This is a genomic window from Pseudomonas sp. NPDC007930, assembly GCF_042958985.1.
Classification (GTDB): Bacteria; Pseudomonadota; Gammaproteobacteria; order Pseudomonadales; family Pseudomonadaceae; genus Aquipseudomonas.
In genome coordinates, this window is the sequence record NZ_JBIBKC010000013.1 from 15,933 (window position 1) to 37,523 (window position 21,591).

At 67.7% G+C, this 21,591-nt stretch carries 22 protein-coding genes; 13 read left to right on the top strand and 9 right to left on the bottom strand.

Annotated elements, in window-relative coordinates:
• Positions 1–46: 46 nt before the first annotated feature.
• The 3 genes from ACFZCE_RS21415 (at position 47) to ACFZCE_RS21425 (ending at position 2,443) form a co-directional block, all read left to right on the top strand.
• Entirely contained in the window at positions 47–487 is a 441-nt protein-coding gene (locus ACFZCE_RS21415; RefSeq protein ID WP_390942526.1) for an NUDIX domain-containing protein, read from the top strand.
• A 54-nt stretch (positions 488–541) separates the two neighbouring features.
• Positions 542–1,417 (top strand): hypothetical protein, encoded by an 876-nt coding sequence (locus ACFZCE_RS21420; protein WP_390942527.1) that lies wholly within the window; start codon positions 542–544, stop codon positions 1,415–1,417.
• A gap of 96 nt (positions 1,418–1,513) precedes the next feature.
• Entirely contained in the window at positions 1,514–2,443 is a 930-nt protein-coding gene (locus ACFZCE_RS21425; protein WP_390942528.1) for an AEC family transporter, read from the top strand.
• Here ACFZCE_RS21425 and ACFZCE_RS21430 read toward each other — a convergent pair.
• From ACFZCE_RS21430 to hmgA, 5 genes are all read right to left on the bottom strand, one after another.
• Positions 2,432–4,756: an ATP-binding protein gene (locus tag ACFZCE_RS21430; protein WP_390942529.1), complete on the bottom strand. Its 2,325-nt coding sequence runs from the start codon at positions 4,754–4,756 to the stop codon at positions 2,432–2,434. The genes ACFZCE_RS21425 and ACFZCE_RS21430 overlap by 12 nt on opposite strands.
• Entirely contained in the window at positions 4,753–5,454 is a 702-nt protein-coding gene (locus ACFZCE_RS21435; RefSeq protein WP_390942530.1) for a response regulator, read from the bottom strand. Before ACFZCE_RS21435 ends, ACFZCE_RS21430 begins: the two co-directional genes overlap by 4 nt.
• Positions 5,455–5,723: 269 nt before the next feature.
• On the bottom strand, positions 5,724–7,055 hold the full coding sequence (locus ACFZCE_RS21440; protein ID WP_390942531.1) for an OprD family outer membrane porin: 1,332 nt from the start codon (positions 7,053–7,055) through the stop codon (positions 5,724–5,726).
• 416 nt (positions 7,056–7,471) lie between these two features.
• Positions 7,472–8,740, bottom strand: a complete 1,269-nt coding sequence (fahA, locus tag ACFZCE_RS21445; RefSeq protein WP_390942532.1) for a fumarylacetoacetase — start codon at positions 8,738–8,740, stop codon at positions 7,472–7,474.
• On the bottom strand, positions 8,737–10,050 hold the full coding sequence (hmgA, locus tag ACFZCE_RS21450; RefSeq protein ID WP_390942533.1) for a homogentisate 1,2-dioxygenase: 1,314 nt from the start codon (positions 10,048–10,050) through the stop codon (positions 8,737–8,739). The genes fahA and hmgA overlap by 4 nt, the downstream gene beginning before the upstream one ends.
• Before the next feature lie 148 nt (positions 10,051–10,198).
• Between hmgA and ACFZCE_RS21455 the strand changes: the two genes are divergently transcribed.
• Genes ACFZCE_RS21455 through ACFZCE_RS21465 form a run of 3 tightly spaced genes read left to right on the top strand, consistent with a single transcriptional unit; the run spans position 10,199 to position 12,582 of the window.
• Positions 10,199–10,870, top strand: coding sequence for a pentapeptide repeat-containing protein (locus tag ACFZCE_RS21455; RefSeq protein WP_390942534.1), 672 nt, complete (start codon positions 10,199–10,201; stop codon positions 10,868–10,870).
• A gap of 56 nt (positions 10,871–10,926) precedes the next feature.
• The gene (locus ACFZCE_RS21460) at positions 10,927–11,556 is read left to right on the top strand and encodes a TetR family transcriptional regulator C-terminal domain-containing protein (protein WP_390942535.1); all 630 of its coding nucleotides are present in this window, start codon (positions 10,927–10,929) and stop codon (positions 11,554–11,556) included.
• A gap of 42 nt (positions 11,557–11,598) precedes the next feature.
• Positions 11,599–12,582: an acryloyl-CoA reductase gene (locus ACFZCE_RS21465; protein WP_390942536.1), complete on the top strand. Its 984-nt coding sequence runs from the start codon at positions 11,599–11,601 to the stop codon at positions 12,580–12,582.
• 5 nt (positions 12,583–12,587) lie between these two features.
• On the opposite strand, the gene ACFZCE_RS21470 is transcribed toward ACFZCE_RS21465, so the two are convergent.
• Complete coding sequence (locus ACFZCE_RS21470) at positions 12,588–13,571, bottom strand: XdhC family protein (RefSeq protein ID WP_390942537.1); 984 nt, start codon at positions 13,569–13,571, stop codon at positions 12,588–12,590.
• A gap of 149 nt (positions 13,572–13,720) precedes the next feature.
• On the opposite strand from ACFZCE_RS21470, the gene ACFZCE_RS21475 reads away from it, so the two are divergent.
• Together ACFZCE_RS21475 and ACFZCE_RS21480 are read left to right on the top strand one after the other, a co-directional pair.
• The gene (locus ACFZCE_RS21475) at positions 13,721–14,389 is read left to right on the top strand and encodes a M24 family metallopeptidase (RefSeq protein WP_390942538.1); all 669 of its coding nucleotides are present in this window, start codon (positions 13,721–13,723) and stop codon (positions 14,387–14,389) included.
• 11 nt (positions 14,390–14,400) lie between these two features.
• Positions 14,401–14,751 (top strand): gamma-glutamylcyclotransferase, encoded by a 351-nt coding sequence (locus ACFZCE_RS21480; RefSeq protein ID WP_390942539.1) that lies wholly within the window; start codon positions 14,401–14,403, stop codon positions 14,749–14,751.
• Positions 14,752–14,760: 9 nt separating this feature from the next.
• Here ACFZCE_RS21480 and ACFZCE_RS21485 read toward each other — a convergent pair whose 3' ends face one another.
• Positions 14,761–15,252 carry a sterol desaturase family protein gene (locus ACFZCE_RS21485; protein WP_390942540.1) on the bottom strand — a complete coding sequence of 164 codons (492 nt, stop codon included), beginning with the start codon at positions 15,250–15,252 and terminating at the stop codon, positions 14,761–14,763.
• A 51-nt stretch (positions 15,253–15,303) separates the two neighbouring features.
• On the bottom strand, positions 15,304–15,924 hold the full coding sequence (locus ACFZCE_RS21490; RefSeq protein ID WP_390942541.1) for a hypothetical protein: 621 nt from the start codon (positions 15,922–15,924) through the stop codon (positions 15,304–15,306).
• A gap of 93 nt (positions 15,925–16,017) precedes the next feature.
• On the opposite strand from ACFZCE_RS21490, the gene crcB reads away from it, so the two are divergent.
• From crcB to ACFZCE_RS21510, 4 genes are all read left to right on the top strand, one after another.
• Positions 16,018–16,395 (top strand): fluoride efflux transporter CrcB, encoded by a 378-nt coding sequence (gene crcB / locus ACFZCE_RS21495; protein WP_390942542.1) that lies wholly within the window; start codon positions 16,018–16,020, stop codon positions 16,393–16,395.
• Positions 16,396–16,486: 91 nt separating this feature from the next.
• Complete coding sequence (locus ACFZCE_RS21500) at positions 16,487–17,311, top strand: oxidoreductase (RefSeq protein WP_390942543.1); 825 nt, start codon at positions 16,487–16,489, stop codon at positions 17,309–17,311.
• Positions 17,312–17,317: 6 nt separating this feature from the next.
• Positions 17,318–18,256: an AraC family transcriptional regulator N-terminal domain-containing protein gene (locus ACFZCE_RS21505; protein WP_390942544.1), complete on the top strand. Its 939-nt coding sequence runs from the start codon at positions 17,318–17,320 to the stop codon at positions 18,254–18,256.
• 93 nt (positions 18,257–18,349) lie between these two features.
• A complete protein-coding gene (locus ACFZCE_RS21510; protein ID WP_390942545.1) occupies positions 18,350–18,889 on the top strand; it encodes a histidine kinase dimerization/phospho-acceptor domain-containing protein in 540 nt (179 codons plus the stop codon).
• A gap of 14 nt (positions 18,890–18,903) precedes the next feature.
• On the opposite strand, the gene ACFZCE_RS21515 is transcribed toward ACFZCE_RS21510, so the two are convergent.
• Positions 18,904–19,803, bottom strand: coding sequence for a helix-turn-helix domain-containing protein (locus ACFZCE_RS21515; RefSeq protein ID WP_390942546.1), 900 nt, complete (start codon positions 19,801–19,803; stop codon positions 18,904–18,906).
• A 408-nt stretch (positions 19,804–20,211) separates the two neighbouring features.
• On the opposite strand from ACFZCE_RS21515, the gene ACFZCE_RS21520 reads away from it, so the two are divergent.
• On the top strand, positions 20,212–21,540 hold the full coding sequence (locus tag ACFZCE_RS21520; protein ID WP_390942547.1) for an MFS transporter: 1,329 nt from the start codon (positions 20,212–20,214) through the stop codon (positions 21,538–21,540).
• Positions 21,541–21,591: the final 51 nt, after the last annotated feature.

Here is a 21,591-nt window from a genome sequence, read left to right on the forward strand (position 1 = left end):
GGCCCTGAAACCCACCTACAATCCCCCACTCGAACAGGAGCTCTGCATGCCCAGCGAACCCTTCTCCGGCGCCAAGATCGCCCTGCTTTGCCAAGGCCAGGTGCTGGCCTACCAACGCGACGCCAAGCCCGGCATCCCCTGGCCCGGCCTGTGGGACCTGCCCGGCGGTGGCCGCGAGGGTGAGGAAACCCCGCTGGCTTGCGCCCTGCGGGAAACCACCGAGGAATTCAGCCTGCGCATTGCGCCCAGCAGCGTGGTACTGGCGCGGGCCTACCCCGGGCATGCCCATACCAGCCTGCCGACCTGGTTCTTCGTCGCCCGGGTCGCCCCGGGTACCTTCGACCAGGTGCGCTTCGGTGACGAGGGCCAGCGCTGGGCGGTGCTGGGCACCGACGCTTTCATCGACCACCCGGCGGCAGTGCCGCATTTGCAGGTGCGCCTGCGTGAGTGCCTGGGCGCGCTGGCCAGCCAAGAAGATGAGCGGTGATTGGCAGCGCTTGGCCTGGCGGAGCACACTGGCAAAAAGCCTGCCGAGGCCATAATGACTGTTCGCCGTGTGCTGCTGTGCAGCTTGATGTCCGTGCTCCCTGCCCTGGCCTACGCCGCCCCTGCCCCCTCCGGCGGCGTGCGCTGGCTGACCATGGATTACCCGCCGGTGTTTATCCTCGACGGCCCGCGCAAGGGCCGGGGGATCGGTGATGTGGCCACCCGCCTGGCGATCGCCGCGCTGCCCGATTACGCCACCCGGCTGGAGCCGCTGCCGGTCAATTACGTGCGCATCGAGAGGGAAATCCAGAGCCACCCAGACCTGTGCTTCTCGGCCTTCGTGAAAACCCCCGACCGCGAACGCTATATGGTGTTCAGCGAACCCTACGTGCTGTTCATGCCGCCCCGGCTGTTGTTGCCGGCCGGCCAGGTGCCGCCCGGCGGCGCCGATGAACCGGTGGACCTCGAAGCGCTGCTGGGTAGCGGTTTTCATCTCGGCGTGCTCGGTGGGCGGCGGTTTGGCGCCGGGGTTGATGCGGCGCTGGAGCGCTACGCAGACCAGGACAACCTCTACCGGCGGTTCTCCCGTGACCAATTGAGCGGGCTGTTCGACATGCTGGCGCGGCATGAACGCGGCCTCGACGGGGTACTGGCGTTCCCCAACGAGATCACCTACTACAGCCAAAGCCACCGCAATGCGCCGGCGCTGGAGAGCTTCCCGATCAAGGGCGCGCCACCGTTTTTGCGTGGGCGCTTCGGCTGCGCCAATAGCCCGGAGGGCAAAGCCTTGATTGCCGCGCTGAACCAGCGCCTGGGGCCGATCCGCGAGCAGGCGCGGGGGGCCTACATGGCGCTGATGGACCCGCGCTACCACGCCGAGTACCTGCTGTACTGGCATGCCGAGTTCGACCCGATCGAGCCGGCGCGGTAACCCCGCCGATACCGATAGCTGGCTCACTAATTAATGGACGCCCGCGCCGCCCGGCGGTAGGCTTGGCGGCTTTGATCCCCGCCGCAGAGCCTTTGCATGCACACCGTCGTTGCTGTCGTATTGCCGATTTTCGCCTTGATCCTGGTGGGTTACCTGTGCCGGCGCTATGAGCGCCTGGGGGCCACCGCGGCGTCGGAAATCAACCGCATGGTGGTCTGGCTGTGCCTGCCAGCGTTGTTGTTCAAGGTCACCGCCACCACCACCTGGGCGCAGATCTGGCAGCCGGGGTTTGTGTTGTCGTTCAGCGCCGGCTGCCTGCTGACCTTCGCCGCCACCGTGCTGTGGCGGCTGTGGCAAGGCCACCACCTGGTCGAGGCGAGCATCGACGGCCTCAGTGCCGGCTATGCCAACACCGGCTACATCGGCATCCCGTTGTGCCTGTTGGTGTTTGGCCAGGCGGGCCTGGAACCGGCGCTGATCGCCTCGCTGATCGTGGTCTGCGTGCTGTTCGCCATCGCCGTGGTGTGCATCGAGGTGGGCCTGCAGCAGGAGAAGCACCTCGGCCGCGCGCTGTTCACCGTGTTGAAGGCGCTGGCGCGCAACCCTTTGGTGGTGTCACCGATCGTCGGCGCCTGCTGGGCCGCCACCGGGCTGGGCCTGGCCACGCCCGTGCTGCACTTTCTCGACATGCTCGCCACCGCCACCACGCCGTGCGCGTTGATTTCCCTGGGGCTGTTCCTGGCGCAAAAACAGCAAGGCCGGCAAGCCGGGGCCTGGCCGTTGGTGGTGATCAAGTTGCTGGCGCAGCCGGCGTTGACCGCCTGGCTGGCCTACCGGGTGTTTGCCTTGCCGCCGCTGTGGGCCCACGCCGCGCTGCTGCTCAGCGCGTTGCCCACCGGCACCGGGCCGTTCATGCTGGCTGAGTATTACCAGCGCGAAGCCGGGGTGGTGTCACGGAGCATCCTGCTCTCGACCTTGCTGTCGTTGCTCAGCCTGTCGCTCTGCCTGTATTGGCTAGGGGTTTGAAGCGTAATCGCGCAGCGCCTGGCGCAGGGCGCTGAGTTCGGCCTCGGCTGGGGGCTGCGCCGGCTCGGCGGCCAGGCCCGTCTCGATCACTTCCGCGCAGGCGGCCACGGCGCTGGCCTTGAGCATCAAGGCCGCGCCGAAGATACGGTGCGCATGGTAGCGGGCCTTGGCCCAGTCGTGCTGCGCGAGCGCTTGGCGCAGCGCCGCCAGGTCTTGCTCGCCGCTGCGCACGAACATCGCCGCCAGCCCGCTGGCCGCCGGCGCGGGGGCAACCGGGGCCTTGGCCCAATGGGCGAGTTGCTCGCGCAGCGGCTCGAGGCGCAGCGGCTTGCTCAGGATCGCGTCCATGCCGGCTTCCAGCGCGCGGCTGCGGTGGCGCTCGTCGGTGGCGGCGGAGATGGCGATGATCGGCAGCCGCGGCGCGCCGCGCTCGGCTTCCTGGCGGCGTATGCGCCGGGCGACTTCGTAGCCGTCGACCTCTGGCAGGTAGCAGTCCAGCAGCACCGCGGTGAACCCTTCACCGGCCTCGAGGCGGGCGAGGCCGAGCAGGCCGTCGGCGACCATCACATAGGCGTAACCCAAGGCATCGAGTTGCAGGCCCAGGGCGTGGCGGTTGACCGGGTGGTCTTCAATCACCAGCAGCCGCGCGCCCGAGGGCGCGCTGGCGCCGGCCTCGACGCACGGCTCGGCGGGCACCAGGCTACTGGCGGGGGCCAGCGCCTGCACCGGCAGGCTGAAGCTGAACTCGCTGCCCTGGCCCGGCTGGCTGTACAGTTGAATCTCACCCCCCATCAGTTGCAGCAGTTGCTTGCAGATCGCCAGGCCCAGGCCGCTGCCGCCATAACTGCGCGCGCTGTAGGCCGCGACCTGGCTGAAGGCCTGAAACAGCCGCGCCTGCTGGTCGGCGGCAATGCCGATGCCGGTGTCGCTGACCACCACCTGCAGGCGCGGCCCGGGGCGCAGCCGCGCGGCCACTTCGATGTGGCCATGGTCGGTGAACTTCACCGCATTGGATAACAGGTTCGACAGCACCTGGCGCAGCCGTACCGGGTCTAGCGTCATCACCTCCTGGCCGGCCAGCGCCTGGGTGTTCAGGCGCAACGCCACCGCCTTGCTCTCGGCGCGCAGGCGGTGAATATCCGCCACCGATTCCAGCAAACGCAGTACATCGGTGGGCTGCGGGTTGAGCTCAAGCTTGCGTGCTTCGAGCCGGGACACATCCAGCACATCGTCGAGCAGTTCGAGCAAGGCGCTGGAGGAGTCGTTGGCGAGGTTCACCAGGTTGCCTTGGCTGGGGTTGAGCGGCGTGCGCCGCAGCAGCTCGAGCGACGCCTGCACGGCGTTCATCGGCGTGCGAATTTCATGGCTCATCACCGCCAGAAAGCTCGAGGTCGCGCGCTCGCTGGCCTGGGCCACGCGCTGCGCCTGGCGCGCGTGGCGGGCCAGCCAAGCCAGCGCCAAGAGCACCGCCAGTACCGCCGCGGCCTCGGGCCAGCGGTGCTGAAGGATCGCCGCCAAGGTCGGCTTGCCCAACTCGCCGCTGTCGACCCAGCGCGCCTCGATCTCATTACGCTGGGCGCCGGTGATCTGCGCCAGAGCTTTGTCGAGGATGTTCTGCAGCACTTCATTGCGCGGGCCTACGCCCATGCTCAGCACCACCGGCATGTCGGCCAGCACCCCGGCGATGCGCAGGGCTTCGGGAAAGTGCCGGCGCATCGCCGGTTGCAGGATCAGGTCGAGGCCCACCGCGGCGTAGGCCTGGCCGCTGGCGACGGCTTCCAGGGCCTGGTCGGCGCGGTCGAAGGGCAACAGGGTGATGTCAGGGCAGGCGCCGCGCAGGTACTGCTCGTAGCCGCCACTGCGGCGCACCGCCACGGTTTGCCCGCGAAGCTTTTGCGGGCTGAACATCAGCGGCGCGTCCTGGCGCGCGATGATCACCGTGGCGCCCACGAAAAACGGGTCGCTCAGGCGCAGTTGGTCGAGCACCCGGTCGCCGGCCAGGCGCACCGACACCGCCGAGGCGAGATCGAGCTCGCCGCTGCGCAGCTTGCGCACGGTTTCGTCCCAACTGCGGCTGGGCACCCGCTCGAAGCGCAAGCCGGTCAGTTGCGCGACCTGGTCGATGTAGGCGCGGGTCAGGCCTTGATGCTCGCCCGCGCGCACATATTCCAATGGCCAGTTGGGGTTGATTGCATAACGCACCACCGGGTGCGCCGCCATCCACGCCTGTTCGTCGTCGCTGAACACCGTGGCGGCGGCCGGCAGGCTGAAGGCGGCGCAACTTAGCCACAACCACCAGCCCCAGCGGATCACGGAGTAAAGCCCAACTGTGCGCTGTTTTTGAACAACTCGTTATTATTGACGATGCCCAACTTGTGAAACGCCGACTGTTTTTGCGCGCTGATGGTTTTGATACTGCGGGAAAACTTGGCGGCAATATCGGTTACGGTCATGCCTTGCAACAAACAACGCAGCACTTCTTTTTCGCGCGGGGTCAGCGAAGCCAGCGCCACGTTGACCAAGGGCGGCTCATAGGCGGGCAGTTCGTCGCCCAACGGCGCGCACACCACCGACGCCTCGCCCAGGCGCTCACGCATGGCCTCGCTGACCCACACTTCACCTTGGTGCACCGCATGCACGGCATCGCGCAACGCCTCGATCGGCAACTCCTTGCCGTAGAACCCCCGAGCCCCAGCCTTGAGCGCCAACGACACCATCGCCGGCGTGTGCAACGCGGAGATCACGATGCACTGGCTGGCGGTAAAACGCCGGTTGATCTGGCGGATGAGATTGACACCGTCGTTCTCGTTGGGCGACAGCGAAAAGTCGGTGAGAATCACATCCACCGGTTGCCCGGCAAGCGTGTCGAACAGCTCCACGCTGCGGCTGAACGCGCCGACGATGTGGATCTGCGGGTCATTGCGCAGGGCCTGGGCCATACCTTCGAGAATCAATTCATGATCATCGAGCAACGCCACCCGGATGGCCTCGCTTGTCAACGTTACGCTCATCATTCTGTCCCTTGAAGCTTGCACTGAGAAGCGGCAAGGCGCCCGCGGCGTAGAAAAGACTTTCAACCTGAAGTGCGTTGAAAATTGAATTTCGCGCGTGGCGCACAGTGCCAACAGGCCAGGCCTGGCTGAACTTTCAGAATAGTAGAAACTACTCCGGTAAACGCGCCGGCACTGTAAGGGATATTGGGTGGGTGGCCCTATCAGATAAATCGCAAAGTGATAAAAGGCAACAAAGTGCCACCCGCCAGGCGCGGGTGGCGGGGGCGCTAGAGGATGGAAATCGGGTAGTCGACGATCAACCGGAACTCGTTCTGGTCGCCTTCGGCCTGGTCGGCGTTACCCCGGTGCCACGACTGGCGCATGCGCAGGGAAAGGTCCTTGACCGGCCCGGACTGCACCACGTACTTGGCCTCGAGGTTGGTTTCATGGTGCTTGCCGTCGTCGCCATAGCCATAGGCGGCATACGGGTCGGTTGCAGCGATGTGGCTGCCGTCGATGTTGTCGCCATGGATGTAACGCAGCATGAACGACAACCCGGCCACGCCATAGCTGGCCATGTTCAGGTCATAGCGGGCCTGCCAGGAGCGCTCGCCCGGGCCGTTGAAGTCCGAGTACTGCACGGAGTTGGCGAGGAAGATCGAGTCGGCGGTGTCGCCGCCGCCATTGTTGCCGAAAGCCACGTAGTCGAAGGGGGTATCTCCGTGCACCTTCTGGTAGGCCAGGGTGAAGGTGTGCGCGGTGAGGAAGCTGTACGCCGCCGCCAGCGACCAGGTGGTGTTGTCGATCGGGCCGGCCTTGGCCTGGCCCTCATCCAGGGTGCGGTACAGGTTGAAGTCGAAGTTCACCGACTGCTCGCTGGGCAGTGCCAGGGTGTAGTTCACGTTGCCGTAGTACTGGCGCCAGATGTCCTTGAACTCCGAGGCGTACAGCCCCAACTGCAGCGCGTCGTTGACGGTGTACTTGCCGCCCAGGTAGTCCATGCTCTTGCCGGTCACGTTAGCGTACGAGGCCCACAGGTCGTGGTCGTTGTTGGTGGTGACCGGGCCGTTGCTGCCGGTGAAGTGCCCGGCGTCGAGGTCGAGCCCGTCGATTTCGCTGGAGAGCAGGTTGAAGCCGGTGGCGGTTTGCGGCAGCAGGCGCGAGCCGCCGGCGGCGAACACGGGCGCGGTGGGCTGCAGGTTGCCGTAGCGCAGTTCGGTTTTCGACACCCGCAGTTTGATCGCGCCGCCGGCGGTGCCGTATTCGGACTCCGGCGAGCCATCGTTGCGGGCTGGCAGGTTTCCGGTGCCGGAGGTGCCGGCGCCGCCGTCCAGGCGCAGGCCCCAGTAGCCGTAGGCGTCCACGCCCACGCCGACAGTGCCTTGGGTGAAGCCCGAGCTGATGTTGGCCATCACGGCCTGGGTCCAGTCCTTGCGGTCGACCGCGCCGTCTCGGCCGTCGCGGTTGAAGTAGTAATTGCGCAGCAACAGCTTGGCGCTGGCGCCGTCGATAAAACCCTTGGCCTCACTCTGGTCATCGACCGCCGCGGCCAGCGCCAGTTGGCTCAGGCCCAACGATACGCCCAAGGTCAGTAGGTTGAATGTGCGCTTCAATGGCATGGGTATCCCCTGGTTATGGTGTGCCCGGTCCGGCTAACCCTCCCTATGGTTGGGGGGCTCTGGATGGGACCGCGGCACGATGCAATCGGCAGATCTTCAAAGGCGAAAAAGTGGGATCGAACCGACCACCAGCGTTGTTGTTATGGTGCGGCGGCAGGCGCCGCGCACCAAGGTTTAGCACGGAACACCAGGGGGGTTAATGCATTCGGATGATAATGCCTATCGACAGGGGTAATGCGGCCATTCGTTTGAGCAGTGATAAGGTTACTACCGAAGCACGAATCTGCCCGGGGGGCCAGGCATCCCCCCGCCGCCTGGCGCCCCGGGCCGTTTCCACTTCAGTCCTTTGGTGATACTTGTTCGGCCACCTCCGGTTTCGGCGGTGGCCTTTTTTATGGCGCCGAAGCCACCCCCAGCTAACTGGGCAGCACCCTCCCCCGGCACTCGCCAAACCCCAGCGGCGGCAAGCCCTCGGCCAGGCAGCGGGCGCGCAAGGTGACTTCGTCGCCATCCTCAAGAAACAACCGGGTTTCGCCGTTGGGCAAGCGCACCGGCTCGCGCCCGCCGGCGGTGAGTTCCAACAGGCTGCCGAGGCTGCCCGGGCCAGGCCCGGACAAGGTGCCCGAGCCAAACAGGTCGCCTGGGTTGAGGGCACAGCCGTTGCTGCTGTGGTGGGCTATCAATTGCGCGGCCGTCCAGTACATGTTCAGGGTATTGCTCTGCGCCAGCAGGTGGTCGGGCTGGTGTTCCGCGCGCATGCGCGCGGTGCGCAACAGCACCTGCAACTCGATGTTCCAGGCACCGTGGGCCTGGTCGTGCTCGTCCCACAGGTACGCCAAGGGCTGGGCGGCGCCCGCAGGCCGCGGCGGTTGCGCGCGGCGGTAAGGGGCCAGGGCTTCGGCGGTGACCACCCAGGGCGACACGCTGGTGGCGAAGCTTTTCGACAAGAACGGCCCCAACGGCTGGTACTCCCAGGCTTGTACGTCGCGCGCCGACCAATCGTTGAGCAGGCACAGCCCGGCCAGGTGGCCCCCGGCCTGGGCGATGCCGATGGGCTCGCCCTGTGGGTTGCCCGGGCCCAGCCACAGGCCCAGCTCCAGTTCGAAATCCAGCCGCTGGCAGGGGCCGAACTGCGGTGCTTCGGCGCCCGCTGGCAAATATTGCCCGCGCGGGCGCTTGAACGCTGGCGCCACGCCCACGGTAGAGGCCCGGCCATGGTAGCCAATGGGCACATGCTGGTAATTGGGTAGCAACGGTTGGTCTGGGCGGAACAGCCGGCCGACGTTGCGTGCGTGGTGAATGCCTACGTAGAAGTCGGTGTAGTCGCCAATGCGCGCCGGCAGGTGCAGCTGGCACGCGGCCTGGGGCCGCAGCACATCGGGCCGCGCCGGGCTGGCATGGCTCAACAGGTGCCGCAGCGCCTCGCGCAGGGCCGCCCGCGCCGGCGCGCCGAGGGCAAAGTAGCCGTTGAGGGTGCCCTGCGCGGCACGCTGCGCGGCGCCCCGCGCGGGGCCGGCGAACAGCCCCGCGGCGAGGGCCGCGCGCAGGTCAAGAATGCTGTCGCCGATGGCCACGCCCCCGCGCGGCGCACTACCGCCCTCGCTGAACACCCCGAATGGCAGGTTGTGCAGGCCGAACTGCGGGTGGCCCTCAGCGTGCGGCACCCAACTGCTGGCGCCGCTCATGGCCGGCCCCCGGGTGGGCTGAAGTTGGCTTGCAGCCCGGCCCAGCAGCTGTCGTAGTCAACCTGTAGTTGCGGCGAAGCCAGCGCATCGGCACTGGCGCGCAGTACCCGGCCGGTTTCGAACATGAATGCCAGGCCGCCTTCGAGCTTGTGCGGTTGCAATGGGCTGTGGATCGCCGCCTGGGCCGAGGCGTGGTCCGGGCCATGGGCGCTCATGCAGGAGTGCAACGAGGCGCCCCCAGGCAAAAAGCCACCGGCCTTGGCGTCGTAGGCGCCTTCGACCAGGCCCATGAACTCGTTCATTACATTGCGGTGGAACCACGGTGGGCGGAAGCTGTGCTCGGCGACCATCCAGCGTGGCGGGAAGATCACAAAATCCACATTGGCCACCCCCGGCGCGCTGCCCGGGCTGGTGAGCACGGTGAAGATCGACGGGTCCGGGTGGTCGAAGCTGACTGTGCCGAGGGTGTTGAACAGGCGCAGGTCGTAGCGGTACGGCACGTGGTTGCCGTGCCAGGCGACCACGTCGAGGGGCGAATGGCCGAGCTCGGTGGCCCACAGCTCGCCGAGGAACTTCTGCACCAGTTGCACCGGCCCGCGGGTGGTTTCGAAGTGCGCCAGCGGCGCCTGGAAGTCTCTCGGGTTGGCCAAGCCGTTGCTGCCGATCGGGCCCAGTTCCGGCAGGCGCAGGGGGCTGCCGTGGTTTTCACAGAGGTAACCACGCACCGGGCCCGCGGGCAGCTCGACGCGGAACTTGAGCCCGCGCGGGACCACGGCGATCTGCCACGGCCCCACCTCCAGCACCCCCAGCTCGGTGACCAGCCGCAATGCGCCCTGCTGCGGCACGAACAGCAACTCGCCGTCGGCGCTGTAGAACACCCGCTGCATCGAGCGGTTGGCAGCGTAGCGGTACAGGCTGACACCCTCGGCCTGGCTGGCCGCGTGGGTGGCGGCGATGCCGGCCAGGCCGCCGAGCCAATCGGTGGGCGCCTCGGGCAGCGGTAGAGGGTCCCAGCGCAAGCGGTTCGGGTTCACCGGCCCGGCGCCCTGCCCGGCCAACTGCTGCGCCAGCCGGGTGAACGGCGGGTGTACCGCCGACGGGCGCAGGCGGTACAACCAGGTACGCCGGGCCTCGTGGCGTGGCACGGTGAACGCCGTGCCGGAGAGCTGCTCGGTGTACAACCCGAAGGGCACCTGCTGCGGGGAGTTCTGCCCCACCGGCAAGGCCCCCGGCAGCGCCTCGCTGCTGAAGTGGTTGGCGAAGCCGGGCTGGTAGCCCACGGCGGCGCTGGGGTGTTGTGGTGCGGTCATGGCGTGGCTCTTTTTAACTCAATAGCTTAGGCCAGAAAAAGTAGAAGCGCGGCGGCGCGGGGTCAATGAATGCCACCCTGGCAATGCGTAACCCTTTGCGTCTTGCTAGGGTGGGCGCTTGCCCCTTTTCACCCCCGACAGGTAACCCATGCCGATTTCCTCCCGCGCCTTGGCCAAGGCTGAGCTGCACGCCCTCGCCGCCCGTGGCGAACCCGCCGAACTGATCGACTGCGACCTGCGCGGCGCCGACCTCGCCCGCCTTGACCTCAGCGGCTGGCGGTTCACTGGCTGCGAGCTGAGCGAGGCGCAGTTCAATAGCGCCACCCTCGAAGGCGCGCAGTTCAGCGCTTGCCGCGGCAGCGACCTGCGCCTAGACCACGCCGACCTCAGCGAAGCGCACCTGCTGGACTGCAACTTCAGCAATAGCCGCTTCCAGCATGCCCGCCTCAACGACGCACGCTTCGAACGCTGCAAGTTGCTCGGGGCGAACTTCAGCGACGCCAGCGGCCTGCTGGTGACCTTCAGCGACTGCTCGCTGCGCTACGGCCAACTGCCAGGGCGCAGCTTCCGCCGGGAGCACCTCAAAGGCCTCGACCTGCGCGACGCCGACCTGCACCGCTGCGATTTTCGCGAGGCTAGCTTCGAGGCCTGCGCCCTGGCCGGGGCCAACCTCGACGGCTGCCGCTTCGCCGGCGCCGACCTGCGCGGGGCAGCGCTGAGCATCCACGACGCCGCCGACCTGGCCCGCTTCAAGGGCGCGCGGGTGTCGCTGGAGCAGGCGGCCGAGATGCTCACCGCGTTGGGCTTGGAGGTGGCCTGAGAGGCCTTCCACCCCCTCATCTTGACAATTAAACTAATCAGTCTAAATTACCCTGCATGCCTACTCTTGCCCCTCGCCGCGGCCGCCCTCCGAAGGTCGCCCGCGAAGACACCGACACCCGCCAGGCCTTGATCCGCAGCGGCCTGGAGGTGTTCACCGAACAAGGCCTGGCGGCCACCGGGCTGGACGCCGTGCTCAAGCGCGCGCAGGTGCCCAAGGGCTCGTTCTACCATTACTTCGCGAGCAAAGAGGCTTTTGGCCACGCGGTGCTGGCGGCGTATGGGCAGTACTTCGCCCACAAGCTCGAACGCACCCTCGGCAACCCTGGCCTGGCGCCGTTGCAGCGGCTGGAGGCGTTTGTCGCCGACGCCCAGGCGGGCATGGCGCGCTTCGATTACCGCCGCGGCTGCCTGGTCGGCAACCTCGGCCAGGAGGTGCTGGTACTGCCCGCCAGCTTTCGTGAGGCGCTGGAGCAGATGCTCGGCCAGTGGCAAGCACGCCTGGCCCAGTGCCTGGCCGAGGCGTTGGCCGCCGGGCAACTGGCGGCCGGCAGCGACTGCCAGGCATTGGCGGGGTTTTTCTGGATCGGCTGGGAAGGCGCGGTGATGCGCGCGCGCCTGGCACAACACGGGCAACCGCTGCAGGTGTTCATCCAAGGGTACCTGGCGGGCCTGCCCCGGCCCTGAACGCAGGCTTATTTTGAGGCGATCGGTCTAAAAGGAGGCAACATGTTCAACGCTATCGTGATCGACACCCCCAACGGCGACTACAGCTGCCAGCTGAGCCGCCTCGACGACCCGCAACTGCCCGAGGGCGACGTGACCGTCAAGGTGCTCTACAGCACCCTCAACTACAAAGACGCCCTGGCGATTACCGGCAAAAGCCCGATTGCCCGGCGCTTGCCGTTGGTTCCGGGGATCGACCTGGCCGGCGTGGTCGAGCACAGCACCCACCCGCGTTACCAGCCCGGTGACCGGGTGCTGCTCAACGGTTGGGGCGTGGGTGAAAGCCACTGGGGCGGGCTGGCCCAGCGGGCGCGGCTCAACGGTGACTGGCTGGTGCCCTTGCCCAGCGGCATCAGCGAGCGCCAGGCAATGGCCATCGGCACCGCCGGCTACACCTCGATGCTCAGCCTGATGGCACTGGAGCGCGCCGGCCTCACCCCGGCCCATGGCCCGGTGCTGGTCACCGGTGCTAACGGCGGAGTCGGCAGCATCGCCATCGCCCTGCTCGCCGCCCGCGGCTATACGGTGGTCGCCGCCACCGGCCGGCTGCAAGAGCAGGAACACCTGCGCCAGTTGGGCGCCAGCGAGGTCATCGACCGCGCTACCCTCAGCGCGCCGGGCAAGCCGTTGGGCAAGGAGCGTTGGGCCGCGGCGATCGACTCGGTGGGCAGCCACACCCTGGCCAACGTGTGCGCGCAAACCTACGCCGAGGGTTGGGTCGCGGCCTGCGGCCTGGCTCAGGGCATGGACCTGCCCGCCAGCGTCGCGCCGTTCATTCTGCGCGGGGTGAGTTTGCTCGGCATCAACAGCGTGACCCGCCCCTATGCCCAACGGGTCGAGGCCTGGGGCCGCCTGCGCGATGAGCTGGACCTGGCGCTGCTGGCGTCGCTCACCCAGGAAATCGCCCTGGGCGAGGCGATTGCCGCCGCCAGCGAGCTGCTTGCCGGCACAGTGCGCGGCCGGCTGGTGGTCGACACCCAGCGCTGAGGGGCTTAGCTGGCGCAGGCCAGCGCCGGCTGCACCGCCACACCGTTGGCCACGCGAACGATGTCGGCCATCACCGCCAGGGCGATTTCCGCCGGGGTTTTGCTGCCCAGCGGCAGGCCGATCGGTGCGTGCACTCGGCCCAGCTCGGCCTCGCCCAGCCGGCCGACCCGCGCCAAGCGCTCGCGGCGCTGCGCGCTGGTGCGCCGCGAGCCCATCGCGCCGATGTAGAACGCCGGCGTGCGCACCGCTTCCATCAGGGTCAGGTCATCGAGGCGTGGGTCGTGGGTCAGCGCCACCACCGCGGTGGCCGCATGGCAGCCGCCAGCGGCGATGAACCGCGCGGGCAGCACCGGTTCGAAACGCACCGGCAGCGCCGCGCAGGCCGCGGCGGTTTCCGCGCGCGGGTCACACAGCACCACCTCGTAGCCCAGCGCCGCGGCGAACTGCGCGCAAAACGCCGCCACTGGCGAGTAGCCGGCGATCAACAAGCGCCGCGCCGCGCCCACCCGCACTTGCACCGCCTCGGCCGCCAGCCGCACCGGCGGCTCACTCAGGCTACCCGGGCGCCCGCCGCGGGCCTGGCTGCCCAGGCGCACCTCGCGCAGCCACGGAGTGCCGCCGCCGAGGGCCTGCTCGATGGCGCCCAGGTAGCCGGCGCCGGCCGCGTCGGCCTCGATCGGCTCCAGCAGTACCTGCAACGCGCCGCCGCAGGGCAGCGCCACGGTCGGCTCCAGGCCACCCTGGCCATAGCGCACGGTCTGGTTGACCGGGGCAAAACCGCCAGCGGCCAGGCGTTGCAAGAACGCCTCTTCGACACAGCCACCCGACAACGACCCCACGCACTCGCCACTGGCCAGCGCCACCAGCAACGCGCCAGGGCCGCGCGGCGCCGAACCGTAGGTGGCCAGCACCGTGCACAACCATACCCGCTGGCCGCCGGCGAGCCAGGCGCGGGCCTGCTCGATCACCTGCACGTCGAGCTGTTTCATCTAGCGCTCCATGGGGCCAAAAGGGCCGAATTGAAGGTTGACCGCGCGCGCCTGGCGCGGTTCGGCCGGATGTAGCGGCTCTGTTACGGCCCCCGCCGCAGCAAGTGGGTATACTCCAGCGCTTAGCACTTCGAAAAGAGAGCGCACTGATGAGTAGCCCCGCCGTGTACCCCAAGGAAGCCGTAGGCGCCGCCTACGCCAGTGAACTGATGCAATTCGCCCAGGCGCAGACCTGGCAAGCGGTGGCCGCCATCGCCGCCCAGGTACGCCCCGGCATGCGTGAATCCGAGGCCGCCGCGCTGGGCAAGGCGGTGCTCGCCGAACTGGGCATGGACCGCATCTGGCACCCGCTGCTGGTGCGCTTCGGCGCCAACACCCTGAAGAAATTCAACCAGCGCTCCGAGGGTGACCCGGTGCTGGGGGAGGAGGATATTTTCTTCATCGACATGGGCGTGGTGTTCAAAGGCCACGAGGGCGACGCCGGCGCCACCTACACCGTGGGCGATGACCCCGACATGCTCGCCTGCGCCGCCGCGGTGAAAACCCTTTACGACCAGGTCGAGGCCCACTGGCGCGCCAGCCAGTGCAGCGGCGTGGAGCTGTACGACTTCGCCGAGCAGCAGGCCAAGGCCATGGGCTGGGTGCTCAACCTCGACATCAAGGGCCACCGGGTCAGTGACTTCCCCCACGCCATCTACCGCGCCGGCGACCTCGGCGAACTGGCGGCGCGCCCGGGCAGCAGCCTGTGGATCCTGGAAATCCAGATCGCCCACCCGACCAAGCCCTATGGGGCGTTTTACGAAGACCTTCTGGTATAAGGCCCCCGCCCATGAACGAAGCCACACCCCTGGTGCACCTGTTTTCCTACGGCACCCTGCAAGACCGCGCCGTGCAACTGGCCAGCTTTGGCCGTGAACTGGCCGGCCAGGCCGATGCGCTGGTGGGCTATGCCCAGGCCTGGGTGGAAATCACCGACCCGCAGGTGCTGGCCACCAGCGGCAAGACCCACCATCCGATCGTGCAGCACAGTGGCGTGAACAGCGACCGAGTGCCGGGCACGGTGTTCGAGATCACCGCCGAGGAGCTGCGCGCGGCGGATGCGTATGAGGTGAGCGATTACCAACGCGTCAGCGTGACCCTGGCCTCGGGGTTGCAGGCGTGGGTGTACGTGAAGGCCTGAGCCGGCCGGTCAGCCGGGCCGCCCCTTCAAGCTGCCACCATGGGCTTGGCGTAGCCGGGCCTTGAGCACCGCCAACGGCGGCGCATACAAGAACCCGAACGACACACAACCCTCGCGCCCCTTCACCGCGTGGTGCAGCCGGTGCGCCTGGTACAGGCGCTTGAGGTAGCCACGCCGCGGCACGTGGCGAAACGGCCAACGCTGGTGCACCAGGCCGTCGTGCACGATGAAGTACAACGCGCCGTAGGCGGTCATGCCGGCGCCAACCCACTGCAATGGCCAGGCCCCGGCGTTGCCCCAGGCGATCAGCACAATGGCCAGGGCGGCGAACACCACCGCGTACAGGTCGTTCTTCTCGAACCAGCCCTGGCGCGGCTCGTGGTGCGAGCGGTGCCAGCCCCAGCCGGCGCCGTGCATCAGGTAGCGGTGGGCCAGCCAGGCGACCCCCTCCATCGCGGCAATGGTGAGCAGCACGATCAGTGTATTGAGCAGCAACAGCATGGCATTCCCTCTGGCCCTTAGCTCAGAGGGCCAGGGCCGGCGGCGGTTCCGTTACATCGGTGGGGTCAGCCCGTGGGTGCCGACCGCCACCGACTGCACCTGGGGTTGGCCATCGGCGCCAGGCACGGCGAACACGATCACCTTCGCCCCCGCCACCAGCAGCGCCGGCGTGCCGGGGTCCAGTTGCACCACCGGTACGCCGTCGGGCACCTCCACGGTTTGCTCGCCGTTGGCGTAGCGCACCACCAGTTGGCGGCCGCCCTTGAGTTGGCCGACGGTGCCGTTGGTCATGGTCGCCGCCTGGCCGTCGGCGCCTTGCCACGGCCGGTGGCCTTCGCCGGCGCCGCGCAAGCTGGCGGCGAAGATGTGCACCTCCAGCGCCTTGAGGGTGCCGTCCGGCTGCAGCGCGGCGGCGGTGCCGATGTAGCTGTCGGGGTGGATGTCGGCGAAGCTGGCCGCCGACACCGCGCTGATCCGCGTGGTCGGCAGCAGCCGGGCGTTCAGTACCTGGCCCTCGGCGGTGCGCAGCACCAGGGCATCGGGGGTGGCGGACACCAACGTGCCGCGAACCTTTTCAGTCATGCCGGGCGGGGCATCGGCGGCCTGGGCAACGCTGCCCAACAGGGCGGTGCACACAAACAACACGGCAGGCAACAGGGGGCGCAGCTTCATCATCAGCCTCTCTCTAGGTGGCACGGGCCGATTGAAGCGCTGCCCGCGGATGTTTAGCATAGGCCGCTTCGTCCTGGATCTGAACGCCTTACCATGTATAACTCTCTGTTCGCCGTGATCCTCGGTGGCTCGGCCGGCTGCGTGCTGCGCTGGTTCATGGGCCTGCGCTTCAATGCGCTGTTCCCCAGCCTGCCGCTGGGTACCCTGCTGGTCAACCTGATCGGCGGCTTCATCATTGGTGGGGCCATGGCCTATTTCATCCGCAACCCGAACATCGACCCGGCCTGGCGGCTGTTGATCACCACGGGTTTTTGCGGCGGGCTGACCACCTTCTCGACGTTTTCCGCCGAAGTCGTGACCATGCTCCAGCAAGGCCGCTACGGCTGGGCACTGGCCACGGTGTCGGTGCACGTGGTCGGCTCGCTGGCCATGACCATCGCCGGCTTTGCCCTGGTACAACGGCTGGGCTGATAGGATCAGGCAAGCGCGGCAGAGGATCGGCCCTTAGCGGCGCCGGCCTGAACGCCTACAGTAGCTCCATGCCCACCCCATGGAGAGAGCCATGAGCAAGACACTGTTCATCACTGGCGCCAGCAGCGGCCTCGGCCGCGCCCTGGCTGAAGCCGCCCTGCACGCCGGCCACCGCGTGGTCGGCAGCGTGCGCAACGCCCAGGCCCTGGCGGCCTTCGAAGCACTTGGCGAGCAGGCCCACGGGGTGCTGCTCGACGTCACCGCCACCGAAGCCATCGCCCCCTGCGTAGCCGCCATCGAGCGCGACATCGGCGCGATCGACGTGCTGGTCAACAACGCCGGCTACGGCCACGAAGGTATTTTCGAAGAGTCCCCGCTGAGCGCGATGCGCGAGCAGTTCGAGGTCAACGTGTTCGGCCTGGCGGCGGTTACCCACGCGGTGCTGCCATTCATGCGCCAGCGCCGCCGCGGGCACATCATCAACATCACCTCGATGGGCGGGCTGATTACCATGCCCGGCATCAGCTACTACTGCGCGAGCAAGTTCGCCGTGGAGGGGCTGTCGGCGACCCTGGCCCAGGAACTGGCGCCGCTGGGGGTGTTCGTCACCGCGGTGGAGCCCGGTTCGTTCCGCACCGACTGGGCCGGCCGCTCGATGCAGCGCAGCCCGCGCAGCCTCAGCGACTACGACGCGCTGTTCGACCCGATCCGGCACACCCGCCAGGCGCGCAGCGGCCATCAGCCGGGGGACCCGGCCAAGGCCGCGCTGGCCATGCTCGAGTTGATCGGCCTGCCGCAACCGCCCACGCAACTGGCGCTGGGCAGCGACGCGGTGCAGTACATCGGCGCCAAGCTCACGCAGATGGGCGAGCAACTGGCGGCCTTCGACGCCCTCAGCCGCTCCACCGACGGGTAACGCCTGATGAGCGCCGCCACCGAGCACACCCGGCCAATGGTCCGGCTGATGGAACAGTTGGGCCCTGACGAAGGCTATAACCTCACCGCCCTGCCCTCGGTGCGGGTGCTGCGCTCGAACCGCCCGCTCACGCGCACCCCGGTGCTGTACGAGCCGGGCATCGTGATCCTCTGCCAGGGCCGCAAGCGCGGCTACCTGGGCGAGCAACTGTACCTGTACGACGCCCAGCATTACCTGGTGGTGGCCTTGCCGGTGCCGTTCACCATGGAGACCGACGCCAGCGCCGAGGAGCCAATGCTGGCGTTGTACCTGCAGCTGGATGTGGCGATGGCCGTGCGCCTGGTCGAGCAGGCCGACGCCGCCGCCATGCTGCCGCGCGCCGAACCGCGGGGGATGTTCTCCTCGCCCATGGAGCCGGCGCTGGCGCAAAGCGTGCTGCGCCTGCTCGAGGCGCTGTGCCAGCCGGCCGACGCCCAGGTGCTGGGCCCGGCGCTGCTGCGCGAGCTGTATTACCGGGTGCTTACCGGCGAACAAGGCGGCAGCCTGCGCGCCGCGCTCGACGGCCACGGCCGCTTTGGGCAGATACAACGGGCGATCAACCTGATCCACGCGCGCTACCCCGAGCCATTGGCGGTCGAGGTGCTGGCCGAGGCCGCGTGCATGAGCGTGCCGAGCTTCCACCTGCACTTTCGCGCGGTCACCGACAACACGCCCCTGCAATACTTGAAATCCACCCGCCTGCACCAGGCCCGCCTGCTGATGCTGCGCGGCGCGCTGAACGCCCAGGCGGCGGCTTATCAGGTGGGCTACCAAAGCCCGTCGCAGTTCAGCCGGGAGTTCAAGCGCTTCTTTGGCCGCAGCCCGCAGGCCGAGGTGCAGCGCATGCGCGCCGCCTACGCGCTGCCGCCACCGAGCGAGGCGCAGCGCTACGTGTCGTCGCATTGAGGTGGCTGTGTAAAGCCGCGTACACAATGGGCAAACCCCGGCTACATGGCCGCGCTAGGGTGGCGCGATGCCCGCTTTGGAAGCTGCCCCCCCATGCACCTTTTCGAATCCCTGTTCGCCCGCCTGTTCGGCGCCTCGTTGCTGGCGATTTCGCTGGCGCACGTGCTGGCCTGGGTGTGGTATTGCAGCATGACCGAACCGGGCCTGGAACCTGAGCCGCTGCTGCGGTTCCTGGCGCTGCTGGGGTTTCAGGTGTTGGGGTTGGTGATCACCGCGGCCTGGGCGGCGCGGGTGCTGGCGCGGCCGATCAGCCGCCTGGGCAGCGCCAGCGAACGCCTGGCCGACGACCTCAACGGCCCACCGATGAACGAACACGGCCTGCTCGAATCACGCAAGGGCGCCCGCGCGCTGAACCGCCTGCAACGGCGCATCGGGCAACAGTTGGCGCAGCAGGAACGGGTGGTGTGGGCGGTGTCCCATGACCTGCGCACACCGTTGTCACGCCTGCGCCTGCGCCTGGAGCTGCTCGAAGACCCAGCCCTGCGCGAGGGCTTTCGCCGAGACCTTGACCAGGCCAATGCACAGGTCGAGAAGGCCCTGGCGAGTTTGCGTGAGCAGCGCTTTGGCCTGTAGCGGGTGGCGTGCCCCTAGCACTGCTCGCGCCGGAACTGCGACGGCGGCACCCCATGGGCCTGGCGAAAACGCCGGGAGAAGTACGCCTCATCGGCGAACCCGCACAGCCCGGCGATCTCACCCACCGGCCGCTCGCTGCCCTGCAGCAGGCTGCGCGCCAGGTGCATGCGGCGCTCCAGCACCAGTTCGCTGAAGGTCTTGCCGGTTTCCTTGCGCAGCCAGTGGGTGAGGTAGTTCGGCGACAGGTAAGTGGCGGCGGCCACGGTTTTCAGGTCCAGCGCCGGGTCGGCGAGGTGCTTGCGCACGTAGTCGCTCATCCGCGCCAGGGCGTCGCGGCGGCTGCGCCCGGTGGCGTTGCTGGCGGCCAGGGCCTTCAGCGGCTGGGCGTAGGCCCGGCACACCAGGCCAATCAGTTGCAGCAGGCAGCCCTTGAGGTACTCGCGGGTGCCGAACTCGCGGTCGCGGTCGAGCCGGCGCATGCGCTCGAACAGCGCCAAGGCATCGGCCCAGTCGGCGCCGTCGAGCACGAAGTCCAACTGCTGCTGAAAGCGAAACGGCGCCAGCTCAGGGGCCTGGGCCAGTGGCACGTCTTCGAGGTCCAACGGCGAGCACTGCAGGTGCGGCAACAGCAACTGCTGGTCGAAGTTGATCAACAACCCGCCGCCCTGCTCCATCACCGGGATGTAATGAATCCGGTGCGGCAGGATGAACGCCAGGCTCTGCGCCGGGAACGGCCGCTGGGTGCCGCCGATGCGCTGCTCGGTGGCGGCGCCGAGGTTGGCCTGGATCTGGAAATACTCATGCCGGTGGGCGCCGGTCTCGGCGTTGTCCGGGCCTTTGTCACGGATATGAAAATCGCCGCGCTCGCTGCGCTGGCGCATGCCGTAGGTGGGTACCCGGGCGCTCGCTACCATGTGCACTCCTGGCAGCCTGTACGATGACTGCCGCTACGTCTTGTTTTATCTGCCCGGGGTGAAATCCAAGCCGGGGTTTTTCCGCGACCCGCCAGCCAGTGCTCTAGCGCGATATTTTCCGCCAAACCCTGGTTTACGCCACGCCCTCAGCACAGCCCAACAGACTTGGAGAAAAACACGGACTTGCACCCCAAGCCCCCTGAATACGGGTCCAGCCGGTTGATCTTTATAGCTTGTACGATAACCTAACTCCATCATCTTCAGCATCCTTCAACAATAAATATCAGGTGCTTACCCATGATGCCGTGCCCTCCTCACCCCTATCGCCCGCTCCCGCTACGCCTGCCCGGCGGCTAGCGCCAGCCCCCCCATGCCCGAACCCTTCCAACAACAAAAAGAGGCTTTCGCATGCCAATCCTGACCCAAGAGGCCGCCGCGCCCCGTGACGCCGCGCCCGCCCGGCGCCTGCCCAGCCGCCGGCGCTGGTTCATGCTGTCGCTGCTGTTGATCGCGACCATCATCAACTATGTGGACCGGGTGAACATCTCCATCGCCGCGCCGTTCATGGCCAAAGACCTGGGCCTGGACAAGATCCAGATGGGGCTGATTTTCTCCGCCTTCGCCTGGACCTACGCCTTCGCCCTGGTCCCGGCGGGCTTCGTCGCCGACCGGCTGGGCTCGCGCATGGCCTACGGCGCCTCGCTGATCACCTGGTCGCTGGCCACCGTCGGCCAGGGCCTGGCCGGGGGGTTCGCCTCGTTGTTCGGCTTGCGCCTGGCCGTCGGCGCGCTCGAGGCCCCGGCGTTCCCGGCCAACAGCCGCGCGGTCACGGTGTGGTTCCCGGCCCGCGAGCGCGGCATCGCCAGCAGCATCTATGTGTGCGGCCAATACCTGGGCACGGCGCTGTTTACCGGCGCGCTGCTGTGGCTGGCGACCACTTGGGACTGGCGCCATGTGTTCTACACCACCGGCGCCGCCGGGGTGCTGTTTGGTTTTATCTGGCTGTGGCTGTACCGCGACCCCAGCGCCTGTAAAAAGGTGAGCCGGGAAGAGCTGGACTACATCGAGCAAGGCGGCGCGCTGGTGCAAAGCAGCCAGCAGCGCACCCGCTTCAACTGGCGCCAGGTCGCCGAGCTGCTGCGCTACCGGCAGATCTGGGCGATCTGCCTGGGCAAGTTCGCCAGCACCTCGGCGCTGTATTTCTTCCTGACCTGGTTCCCCACCTACCTGATGGAAGAGCGCCAACTGAGCACGATCAAGGTCGGCATCTTCGCGGTGCTGCCGTTCCTTGGCGCGACGGTGGGCATCCTGCTGGCGGGGATCGTGTCCGATACGCTGATCCGCAAGGGCCATTCGCTGTCGTTCGCGCGCAAGCTGCCGCTGGTGGTGGGCTCGGCGCTGGGCATGAGCATCGTGTTGGTGAACTTCACGGATTCCAACGCCGTGTGCATCGCCATCCTCACCTGCGCGTTCTTCGCCCAGGGCATCGCCTCGGCGTCGTGGGCGGCGGTGTCGGAAGTCGCGCCCAAGGAGCTGATCGGCCTGACCGGCGGGATCACCAGCCTGGCGGCCAATATCGGCGGCATTGTGACCCCGATCGTGATCGGCGCGATCGTCCAGGCCACCCATTCGTTCGCCTATGCGTTCTGGTTCATCGGCGCGGTGGCGGCGGTGGGTACGTTGTCGTATGCGTTCTTGCTGGGGCGCTTGCATCGGATTGAATTGAAGGTGCAGTGAGGGGCCCGCGCCTACTACAGCTGTAGCACCGACACCTACCCCAGGATCGGC

What these genes read in the sequence shown, in the direction of transcription:
- ACFZCE_RS21505 (WP_390942544.1), top strand. Translation starts at nt 17,318, where the DNA reads ATGAGCGCCGCCACCGAGCACACCCGGCCAATGGTCCGGCTGATGGAA.
- crcB (WP_390942542.1), top strand. Translation starts at nt 16,018, where the DNA reads ATGTATAACTCTCTGTTCGCCGTGATCCTCGGTGGCTCGGCCGGCTGC.
- ACFZCE_RS21455 (WP_390942534.1), top strand. Translation starts at nt 10,199, where the DNA reads ATGCCGATTTCCTCCCGCGCCTTGGCCAAGGCTGAGCTGCACGCCCTC.
- ACFZCE_RS21470 (WP_390942537.1), bottom strand. Translation starts at nt 13,571, where the DNA reads ATGAAACAGCTCGACGTGCAGGTGATCGAGCAGGCCCGCGCCTGGCTC.
- ACFZCE_RS21465 (WP_390942536.1), top strand. Translation starts at nt 11,599, where the DNA reads ATGTTCAACGCTATCGTGATCGACACCCCCAACGGCGACTACAGCTGC.
- ACFZCE_RS21485 (WP_390942540.1), bottom strand. Translation starts at nt 15,252, where the DNA reads ATGCTGTTGCTGCTCAATACACTGATCGTGCTGCTCACCATTGCCGCG.
- ACFZCE_RS21420 (WP_390942527.1), top strand. Translation starts at nt 542, where the DNA reads ATGACTGTTCGCCGTGTGCTGCTGTGCAGCTTGATGTCCGTGCTCCCT.
- ACFZCE_RS21515 (WP_390942546.1), bottom strand. Translation starts at nt 19,803, where the DNA reads ATGGTAGCGAGCGCCCGGGTACCCACCTACGGCATGCGCCAGCGCAGC.
- ACFZCE_RS21500 (WP_390942543.1), top strand. Translation starts at nt 16,487, where the DNA reads ATGAGCAAGACACTGTTCATCACTGGCGCCAGCAGCGGCCTCGGCCGC.
- fahA (WP_390942532.1), bottom strand. Translation starts at nt 8,740, where the DNA reads ATGAGCGGCGCCAGCAGTTGGGTGCCGCACGCTGAGGGCCACCCGCAG.
- hmgA (WP_390942533.1), bottom strand. Translation starts at nt 10,050, where the DNA reads ATGACCGCACCACAACACCCCAGCGCCGCCGTGGGCTACCAGCCCGGC.
- ACFZCE_RS21415 (WP_390942526.1), top strand. Translation starts at nt 47, where the DNA reads ATGCCCAGCGAACCCTTCTCCGGCGCCAAGATCGCCCTGCTTTGCCAA.
- ACFZCE_RS21520 (WP_390942547.1), top strand. Translation starts at nt 20,212, where the DNA reads ATGCCAATCCTGACCCAAGAGGCCGCCGCGCCCCGTGACGCCGCGCCC.
- ACFZCE_RS21460 (WP_390942535.1), top strand. Translation starts at nt 10,927, where the DNA reads ATGCCTACTCTTGCCCCTCGCCGCGGCCGCCCTCCGAAGGTCGCCCGC.
- ACFZCE_RS21475 (WP_390942538.1), top strand. Translation starts at nt 13,721, where the DNA reads ATGAGTAGCCCCGCCGTGTACCCCAAGGAAGCCGTAGGCGCCGCCTAC.
- ACFZCE_RS21435 (WP_390942530.1), bottom strand. Translation starts at nt 5,454, where the DNA reads ATGAGCGTAACGTTGACAAGCGAGGCCATCCGGGTGGCGTTGCTCGAT.
- ACFZCE_RS21510 (WP_390942545.1), top strand. Translation starts at nt 18,350, where the DNA reads ATGCACCTTTTCGAATCCCTGTTCGCCCGCCTGTTCGGCGCCTCGTTG.
- ACFZCE_RS21425 (WP_390942528.1), top strand. Translation starts at nt 1,514, where the DNA reads ATGCACACCGTCGTTGCTGTCGTATTGCCGATTTTCGCCTTGATCCTG.
- ACFZCE_RS21440 (WP_390942531.1), bottom strand. Translation starts at nt 7,055, where the DNA reads ATGCCATTGAAGCGCACATTCAACCTACTGACCTTGGGCGTATCGTTG.
- ACFZCE_RS21490 (WP_390942541.1), bottom strand. Translation starts at nt 15,924, where the DNA reads ATGAAGCTGCGCCCCCTGTTGCCTGCCGTGTTGTTTGTGTGCACCGCC.
- ACFZCE_RS21480 (WP_390942539.1), top strand. Translation starts at nt 14,401, where the DNA reads ATGAACGAAGCCACACCCCTGGTGCACCTGTTTTCCTACGGCACCCTG.